The sequence below is a fragment of the Nocardia noduli genome (assembly GCF_019038455.1).
Lineage (GTDB): Bacteria > Actinomycetota > Actinomycetes > Mycobacteriales > Mycobacteriaceae > Nocardia > Nocardia noduli.
Genome location: NZ_JAFMPL010000174.1, coordinates 1 through 9,252, shown reverse-complemented (window position 1 = coordinate 9,252; position 9,252 = coordinate 1). Strand labels below are relative to the sequence as shown.

Here is a 9,252-nt window from a genome sequence, read left to right as displayed (position 1 = left end):
TATAAGAGACAGAAAACGACCCCTGGGCCCCCGGATCACGCCCCGGATCCACGCGGTTCGTCACCGTGACCGCGCTGATAGTCGGTGTCGTCGGCGGGATCTACGGCATCGTCGGCGGTTCGCTGCTCAGCCCGATCCTGGTCGGACGTGCAGTGCCGCTGGGCGAGGTCGCGCCCGCCGCGCTCACCTCGACCCTGCTCACCTCCATCGCCGGCGCCGCTACCTACGCGGTGCTCGCGGTGAGTACCGGCGGCACCGACATCGCCTCCGACTGGATCATCGGGATCAGCTGCGGCGTAGGCGGACTGATCGGCGGATACCTCGGCGCACACCTGCAACCGGCGCTATCCGAACAAGGACTGCGCTACGCCCTGGGCGCCACCGCCATCATCACCACCGCCGCGCTCTACGTCCTGCAAGCACTCTGAGCTCACCCCGTGTCGTGGTGTTCACCGCGACGACAGCGAATCAGGACAGGAGTGTCGCAGACCGCAACCGCGCACAACCATCAAAGTGACTGGAGTGTCAGGGATTTAGTTGGCGTCTTCGCGGCAGCGCTCTGACTTTGGCGGCGTCGGCGTCGGCGTCGCGGTCGGCTAGGCCGGCGTTCTGCAACGCGAGTTGGTTGAGGGCGACCGCGTATATCTCCAAGCGCCTTTCCAGGTCACGGCAGTGGCGATTCAGTTCGGTGTGTTTACGTTTGAGGTCTTCGTAGTCGTCGGCGGATCGGATGATCGCTGCCTGTTGGGTTTCCGCGTGCGCGATCTCGGCCTGGAACCGGTCTTTGAGGTCGGTGTGTTGATGGGTGAGGCGCCATCGTTTGACGTCGGCCTCGGCGGCGAGTTGGGAGATGTTCAGTCCTCGCGACCGTCGCGGAGTACCGGCCAGCAGTCGGTTGATAGCGGCGATGATGTCACGGCGCACCGGATCGGTCTCCCCGGCGAGGGACAGGACGCTCAATTCGGGTCTCCGGATCGGTGGTTGTCGATGACGGTGAGGAGTCGGTCGAGTTCGTGGCGTTCGCGGGCGTGGCGGATGGGCGGGGCCAGCCGATCGTTGACGATCTCGGCCAGTTCGTCTGCCGCTTCCTGGACGCGGGCGATGTCTCGGTCGGTGCGGGCGATGTTGCGACAGCGAGGTCGACAGTCGTCGACGTCTGGGGTGACCATGGGGTCATCCGCCGTGCCTCGGAGCTGGCATGCCGCTGTGGCTGGGTCGAAGACGCAGGTGATCGCTTCGCCGTGATGGATCTGAAGGACAGGGTTGCCGAGCAGGTCGCGAGCGTGTCGTTCGCTGTGCAGGACGCGGCCCGCGAACTCGCGGGCGGCGGCGTGGACGCGGTAGCGGTAGGCGTCGGCGGCTGGTCCGCTGACGTGTTCACCGGCGAGGAGGCGCTGTTCGTCCTCGGCGATGCCTTCCATACGGAACAGCCAGTCCTCGAAGGCGTAGTCGTCGAGGAATCCGGCCTCGTAGGAGCCAGCGTAGCCTTGCAGCATTCGGGTGTGGGTGTGTCCGTACTGGATCGAGGCAGCGATCAGTCCCCGGGGCTTGCGTCGGATGAACCATGCCAGCGTGCGCCGGAAACGACTGGCGGCGATCGGCCCGCCGGGATCGGCAGGGATGAGATCGGCGCGGTTCATCCCGCGGCAGTACACGTTGACCCATGCGGTGAACTCGGCGAGATCCGCTGCGATGAGCCGGTCCGAGCGGGCCTCGCCCCGCCGTTTGACGTCGTCGCCCATGTTTCTCGGCTTGAGCCGGTTCGGGAACAGCAGATGGCTCTCGTGTAGCCGCTCGAGGATTCCGACGGCGTGGGCGACGAGTTCGATGACCACCCAGGGTTCTTCGCGTATCGCGCCGTGCGGGATCTTGTTTCCGTCCTCGTCCTCGGCGCCTTTGAAGTAGAGCCCTTCCATCAACCACAGCCCCGCGGCGGCGTCGAAGCTGACGCAGCCCCGCCGGAGGTTGAGAACCTCTCCCACTCGGGCGCCGGAAAGGTAGGCCACGACCACGAAGCAGGCGGTTTGCAGGAGCCGGGCCAGCAGGGGGATCTGCTCGATGGTGATCCGAGGATGCCATGGGTGACCGTCCAGGTCAGCGGTGATCGCGGTATCGATGTAGATGTGTTCACCGATGGGCAACCCGGATTCGGTGATCATGCGACCCGAGGGAGTGAGCTGGAACGACGGCGCGCAGTGCAGTTGGGCTGCGATGTGCCGCCAAGCCGGTTCCAGGGTTCCGTCAGCGCGGCGTCTCCCAGGCAGACGCTCACCGCGTTCTCGGAGCCGGTCGAGATAGTTCGCGACCGCCTCTTGGAGCCCGCCGCGCGGGCGCCGGGACTGCTTGGCACTGACGTGTTCCGGGCGCAGGGTCAACAGTCTGCGGTGCTCGTCCCACGCGGCGATGATGTCGTCGCTGAAGTCCTCGACGAAACGCACCGCCCAGCCCAGCAAAGCCTGCATCGTGTGCTCGCTGATTCGTCTGGTGCGGTTCTCACGGTCCCCGCGGCGTTGTTCGAGCAGGTCCTGAGTGTCCTCACCATCCCAGGGCGGAGCCTGCGGGAGCCGCAGCGCGGGCGGCAGGATCTCCCGGTGCATCCAGAGCCGCCGGACCTCGGTGATGCGCCGGTAGCGTTGAGCGACCGCTACCCGATCCTGGTCGAGCGCATCGAGGTAGTCCCACAGCATCTCGTCGGTGACCTGGCAGAACTGGGTGACTCCCTGATCGGCGAACCAGTTCAGAACGTGCTGCAACGCCCCGTAGAACAGGATCTCGATCGTATGGATCGCGATGCGACTGCCCGACTGGCGCAGCGTGCGGGCTCGGGAATGATTGATCAGCTGCCAGAGGTAGTGCTTGGTGGACTCCCGTAGCGGTTCGGCGACGACCTCGAAATTGAGGGACTGCGAGCGTGCGTGGTCCTCGAAGACCGCGGGATTGAGATCCCAACGATCATCGGCGAAGACGGAGAGCCGGGCCGGGGCGACGTCCGGTCTGATCTGGCGATTCGATAGCACGAGCGTGTGCGTGTCAGGCCATAGCGTGCCGTCGGGCAGTCCGTGGGCGAGCCCGGTTGATTCATCCAAAGTGATGGGTTCCGGAGAGGTCATCGGATGTCGAGTTCCCTGTTCAGCAGACGGTCCGCGAGCGCGCGCTCGGTCGGCCCCGCGCCGGTGCGGGCGTCCTCGACAGCGGCGCGGTCGTGTTGTTCCAGCAGATCTGCAAGTTGGGCATGTGGCCCGGCGAAACGCTGCGCCCAGTACAGAGTGTTCATCTGCTCGCGTCGTTCGGTGAGCCGGTCATGGACGATCACCTGTAGCCGCAGATGGCGGGGCAGCGCCCTGGCGCATTCGCAGCCCAAGCAGAGCAGGAACGACGCTTGGCACGGTCCCTGCGGGGTGTAGGGACCGTTGTCGTTGTCAGTGCACGCGGCCAGCGCCGTGTCCAGTTCGCCGGCGAGCATCCGTTCGAGCACAACAGGCTCCAACTGCATCTCTTCGGCAGCCTGCTCGAGATTGTCCCTGGCGTGGGTGACCTGCTCGGCGGTCATCGTGGTAATCGTCGAGCGGGCTCGTGCCTTGGCCACTTCGCTGGTCAGTGTGTCGGCGACGACCTTGCGGTATTCGTTGATGTTGCCGCGATTGCGGACCAGATAGCGAGTCGCGGCGGTCCGTTCGGTATGGGCGACCGGCTTCTGGTGCAGCTCGATATAGGTCATCCGCAGCGTTTCCAACCTCAGCGGACGCATCGGCAGCTCTCGACCGTCCGCATCCACCTCATCCGACGGCAGATTCCACGTTCTGCCCAGAGCGCTGACCAACGTCCCGTTGAGCGGCATCGCCCGCCAGCCACGGCCTTTCAGGCTGCGCCCACCGCCAGCAGACATGTAGGCGACCAGCAGCCGGTCGCCGCCCGCGAACTGCCGGGCCCGCGCGGTCAGGTCGTGGACCAGCACATAGAGGCCGAACGGCGTATGCAGGGTGTCGCGGGTCGACACCTCGGTCGGCCGGTCGGGAATGCTGATCCAGTCCGGGACCTCCGACAACGCCAGATCCATGTAGGCGCGGTGCCCGCGGCGCGGTTTGCACAGACCCACGATCGCCGTACCCGCCCCGGTGCCGCCGTCGGCGCGGTGATGCGCCGCGCTCATCGTGCGGATCACATCCGGGTTCTGCCCCGTCATAACACCGAACAGCACCGCAGCCGCCGCGATCTCCTCCGGCATCAGATAGAGCCAGCCGACGATATCCTTGATCCTGCCGCGCAGCATCACCCACACCTCGGGAGCGTTGTAGACACCTTTCCCGCAATTGCGATCCCGGCGTGGGACGTCGCCGACACGGTCCAGATGGTCGAGAATCTGGAGGCGGCGCCGCAGGTCGAGATCCGTGCTCACGTCGAGGTCCCCGGCCCGGAACCGGTCCAGCAACTCTCGATGGGTGCGAATGCGTCGCTCGGCGGAGCGCAATGTAGCTCTCGCCGCTTCGGCGATCCGTTTCAGATCGGTCCTGGTGTAGCTGTGCACGGGCTTGCTCGGAGGCTGAGGCGGAAGGGGTCTGGCGAGCCGCGCCGCAAGCGTGGCGCTGATGCCGCTCGCGCGTAACAGAAGCCGACGCAGCTCAGCCAGCTGCCACCGAATCGACTTCACGCCTAGGGCTTCACGGTCGTCAAGGAATCCGTCGAAATGCTCGGAACCGACCTCGGCCAAACTCTGGGGGACCACAGCAAGTCCGGCGAGGTAGCGATCGAAGGACACCAGCACTCGATAGACACTCTCGAACGAATGCGTCGAGTTCAGTCCAGCACCCGGAGCCGTGCGCGCGACAAGCGCCGCGATCATCGCCGCCCGCAAGCCTTCCGGCATCGTCAGCACCGACACATCGAGGTCTCTGCGGTCTTGGCCGTCCTGGCTGTAGCAGCGCACGATCTGACGCCCGTCCTCGGACATCATGAGTCCATGACGAGTCCGGGCAGCCGGCGATGGCAGGGCGGCGCGACGTCCGCGGCTCACCGGTGGACCGCGAGCGGGTCGGTGCGAACCCACGGGTTGTCGGCGAAGACGTCGGCCATGAAAGCTTTCACCAGAGAGTCATCGGCGTGGGCCAGTAACGCCTCGACTTCCAGGCTTCGAAACGGTTCGAGGTAGACGTCCCGGGTTGTCTCGACGGTGCGGTGACCCAGCATCGTCTGGACCAGATGCCAGACATCGCCGACCTCCTCACCGAAGTCGCGCTGTTCGTCCGCGGTGAGATGACCCAGCCGCGAATACTTGATCAGCTTGCCCACCGCGAACCACCTCAGCGCAAACGAATGCCGCAGCATATGGGCGGAACAGCTGAAGTTTTCCAGGCCCAGTGTCCGTTCCGATAAAAGGTGGGAGCCGCGTGTCGCTCTGACCTGGTCAATGTCAGGTTTTTCTGGATTGGGTTGTGTGGATATGTCCAGAATAAGTTGAGAGTGCCGGAGATATTCCGCAAAGAGTTGAGAGTGGCGGAGTGTTTGGCCTCCGATTCGATATGGGCTTCTGGAATTCGGAATCTGGGGGGGCGGGCAGGCGAGGTCGTGCCTTGTCATTGTGGCTGGCTGGATCGGGGCCGTGTGGCGCAGAGTGGTTCGGCTGGTGGCTGTGGCACAAATTCAGGACCATGGAGAAGGTGCCGGGGGTGTCGGCGGGATTCGCTGTGGGTGCGGTGGCGGAAATGGTGGCAGGGCGGTACCGAGAGGGCTTCTCGGTACCGCCCCGCCGCGGGTCGGATCAGTGGGTGGGGGATGGGGGATCGGCTCGCGTGTCGAGGAGTGTATTGAGGATCCGCAGGGCCAGGGCGGTGGCGTGTGCGGTGGCGGCGATGGCCGGGTGGTCGGTGAGGCCGGCGGCGAATGGCACGGTAGACGATGGAGCGAGCGACGTTGAACAATTCGGCGAGTTCGGTGGTGGTGTGTCGACCGGCGCGGTGCAGCTCGACGAGGTGGGCTTCATGGTGCGGGCTTGGGGTTTTTTGCCGCGGAGTCGACCCTTGGCCCTCGCGACGGCCATTCCTTCTCGAGTCCGAGCCCTCGCCAGGTCGGCCTCAAATTCGGCGATCATCGACAGGGTGGTGAACAGCAGCCGTCCGATCGGGTCAGCCGGGTCGTCGACCGATCCACCGATGTTGAGCTTGACCTTTTGCGCAATGAGTTCGTAGGCGATCGCGCGGGGATCGGGGACCGATCCGGCAGGGCGATCGAGTTTGCCGACGACCAGTGTGTCGGCTCCGCGGACAGCAGCGAGGGCTTCCCGTAGGCCGGGACGATCACGGTTGGTGCCGGTGAGCCGTGGTCGACATAGGTCCGTTTCGAGTCGACACCCAGTCGGGTGAGGGTGTCGATCTGCGCGGTGAGGTCTTGGGTATCGGTGCTGCAACGGGCGTAGCCGACCAACAGTTCGGGCACCGCATAAGTGGTGCGTTTGACCCCCCTTCACCGGGCATTTTTAGGGGCGGGTCTTACGGGAATCCGCAGGTCAGACGTGAGCTGCGGAACCTACCGTCGTCCGCTGGCGAAGGATGTGTGCGGGTGAGGGTTCGGCGTACGATACACCGCAGAGGCGGACATCCACACCAGCCGTCAGCCAAATTCACTTCAATCGAGACAAGAATTGGTATTCCCTGGAGTTCCTATTTATCAGCCCTAGGGAGTGCGTTTATTATTCCAAGAGAGGATGCCTACCATTTCATGACATATGCAAAGGAAGGTTGTCATGACGCGATCCGCCGTCGACCCGGAGGCTGAGTACAGCTACATCGATAAAACAACTGGCCGGACCCTGGCGTTCACAAGCAAACGCGACGAGGTGCTGTTGACACTTCAGGGGCACCCCACCGAGGCCACCATAAATGAGGTAGTGGCGACGGCCCCGCTCATGTCGGTCAGCCACGGTTTCGATCTGAAACGCGGTTTCGCCGCCGTTTACCTGGACCCGACACAATCGGTCGATGCCGCGCTGCGTTCGTTGGCAGAGCAGCCGAAGGTCGCTAACGCGATACCTGTCATGATCGACGGGAACGGCTCGACCAGATATTTCCTCCCGGACGAGTTCACCGTTCAGTTTCGCCCCGAGGTTCCCCCCGGTCGTGCCGTCGAAATCATCCGGGAGCACGGCAGCACCATCGTGGTGACTCAGCGCACACGTGGCTACTACACGCTCGGGGTACCCGCAGGTCGCGGACTGTTCGCAACGATCCGCGAGTTCTCCGCGCTGGACGAGGTCGTCTTTGCCGAGCCCAGTGAGGTGATCTTCAACGCACTTGCATACGTCCCCGACGATCCACACTTCGGTCAACTCTGGGGACTGCACAACACCGGCCAGACCGTGAACGGCACCGTCGGAAGGCGTGACGTCGATATCGACGCCACCGCCGCGTGGGATGTCACCACAGGCAGTTTGTCTGTCGTGATCGCGGTACTTGACACCGGAGCGGACCTGAATCACAGAGATCTGCGAGAAAACATCCTGCCGAGGGGCGCCGAGGACTGGGACTTCGCGAACGCGGGCGATCCGGCTCCCCAAGACGAGGATCCAGGCAGTCACGGCACCCATGTCTGCGGAACTATCGCGGCCGTTGACAACGGCCGCGGTGTCATTGGCGTTGCCTCCGGCTGCCTACTGATGCCACTGCGAATCAGGTTTGATGCAGGCATGGTCGCGAGCGCCGCCGACGCGATCGACTATGTCGCAACAGAGGCCGCAGCGGATTCGCGCCGACGTTACGTTATGAACTGCAGTTGGTATCTCATTGGTGAGTCCATCAAGGTGCGCACCGCCATCCGGAATGCGGTCAATAGCAATGTGGTCGTCGTCTGTGCCGTGGCAAACGACAACCTGCCCACGGTCGCCTACCCCGCCGCGTATCCCGAAGTCATCTCCGTTGCCGCACTCGACCAGTGGAACCGCAAGTCGGGCCGTTCGAACTATGGGCGGAGCGTCGTCGTCGCCGCGCCCGGCGTCAATATCTGGTCGACCATGCGGTCAGATGATGCCGTTGCGAACAACTATGGGTTTTTATCGGGTGCCTCGATGGCGGCAGCGTACGTTTCCGGTGTTGCTGCGTTGGTCTGGTCGCGCAACCTCGATCTGACCAACCGGCAAGTTCGTCAGATCGTTGAAATCACCTGCGACAACGTCGACGCGGACAACACGGGACACCGCGGCATGCTGGGCCGCGGCCGAATAAACGCCAACGCGGCGGTCAGGTATGTGATCCCCACCCCTCTGAGCGGAACGTTCACCGTCCAGCAGAGGAGCACGAGCCGTTACCTGGACGCCTACGAGGGATCGAATGACCACCAGGTGGTGACCCGTGACGCACAAAACAATGACACCCAGCGCTGGATCATCACGCCCGTGGGCGACGCGTACACCGTCCAGCAGAGGAGCACGAGCCGTTACCTGGACGCCTACGAGGGATCGAATGACCACCAGGTGGTGACCCGTGACGCACAAAACAATGACACCCAGCGCTGGATCATCACGCCCGTGGGCGACGCGTACACCGTCCAGCAGAGGAGCACGAGCCGTTACCTGGACGCCTACGAGGGATCGAATGACCACCAGGTGGTGACCCGTGACGCACAAAACAATGACACCCAGCGCTGGATCATCACGCCCGTGGGCGACGCGTACACCGTCCAGCAGAGGAGCACGAGCCGTTACCTGGACGCCTACGAGGGATCGAATAATCACCAGGTGGTGACCCGTGACGCACAAAACAATGACACCCAGCGCTGGATCATCAGGCCGATTTAGTGACCAGGCTTTAATAATCCATACCCCAGAAGGTGTTTGCGGGGTGACCTCAATGAACTAATCCTGCTAGGAAATACCCATCGACGGGCGTGTCGAGTACAGGGTTGATATCGATTCGAATCCGAGCATGTCGAACGGGACATAGCGGACCGGCCAGACCACGCAGCGCGAGGCAGCCGTCCGTTCGCGGGCCGATCGTTCCACCGTGGCGCAGATCCGTCGCTCCGCGAAAGCCGCCGCGTTCGCGGCGCGGCCGAGCCGAACCGTGGTCTGCGTCGGAATCGATCCGATCGGATTCGACTCTGCTGCGGCGCTTTCGCTCGGCTGGGAGTGTCCGATTAACGGCTCTGGCTCACTTCCGGTGGTAGCTCAGCGCGTTCTGACGGCAGGATGTGTCGGTGGATGTGGTGAATGTATCTGTCGGAGTTGTCTTTTCAGGGTTGAAGCCGCTGGTTGTCGAGGATGTGGAT

The 9,252-nt window shown here is 63.8% G+C and carries 6 protein-coding genes and 2 pseudogenes; 2 read left to right on the top strand and 6 right to left on the bottom strand.

The window, feature by feature from the left end; genetic code table 11:
- Positions 1-53: 53 nt before the first annotated feature.
- Positions 54-428, top strand: a pseudogene (locus JZ792_RS39785) (TSUP family transporter); the annotation flags it as partial.
- A 97-nt stretch (positions 429-525) separates the two neighbouring features.
- Here JZ792_RS39785 and JZ792_RS39780 read toward each other — a convergent pair.
- From JZ792_RS39780 to JZ792_RS42475, 6 genes and pseudogenes are all read right to left on the bottom strand, one after another.
- Positions 526-960 (bottom strand): hypothetical protein, encoded by a 435-nt coding sequence (locus JZ792_RS39780; RefSeq protein ID WP_216918056.1) that lies wholly within the window; start codon positions 958-960, stop codon positions 526-528.
- The gene (locus JZ792_RS39775; RefSeq protein ID WP_308165634.1) at positions 957-3,017 is read right to left on the bottom strand and encodes a hypothetical protein; all 2,061 of its coding nucleotides are present in this window, start codon (positions 3,015-3,017) and stop codon (positions 957-959) included. Before JZ792_RS39775 ends, JZ792_RS39780 begins: the two co-directional genes overlap by 4 nt.
- Positions 3,018-3,106: 89 nt before the next feature.
- Complete coding sequence (locus JZ792_RS39770; RefSeq protein WP_216918054.1) at positions 3,107-4,948, bottom strand: hypothetical protein; 1,842 nt, start codon at positions 4,946-4,948, stop codon at positions 3,107-3,109.
- A 59-nt stretch (positions 4,949-5,007) separates the two neighbouring features.
- Entirely contained in the window at positions 5,008-5,286 is a 279-nt protein-coding gene (locus JZ792_RS39765) for a hypothetical protein (protein ID WP_216918053.1), read from the bottom strand.
- A 469-nt stretch (positions 5,287-5,755) separates the two neighbouring features.
- The gene (locus JZ792_RS42810; RefSeq protein WP_256461561.1) at positions 5,756-5,884 is read right to left on the bottom strand and encodes a hypothetical protein; all 129 of its coding nucleotides are present in this window, start codon (positions 5,882-5,884) and stop codon (positions 5,756-5,758) included.
- Positions 5,871-6,420 (bottom strand): annotated as a pseudogene (locus JZ792_RS42475) (recombinase family protein); the annotation flags it as partial. The pseudogene JZ792_RS42475 and the gene JZ792_RS42810, both read right to left, overlap by 14 nt.
- Positions 6,421-6,736: 316 nt before the next feature.
- Here JZ792_RS42475 and JZ792_RS39755 point away from each other — a divergent pair.
- Entirely contained in the window at positions 6,737-8,782 is a 2,046-nt protein-coding gene (locus JZ792_RS39755; protein WP_216918052.1) for a S8 family serine peptidase, read from the top strand.
- The last annotated feature ends 470 nt before the right edge of the window (positions 8,783-9,252 follow it).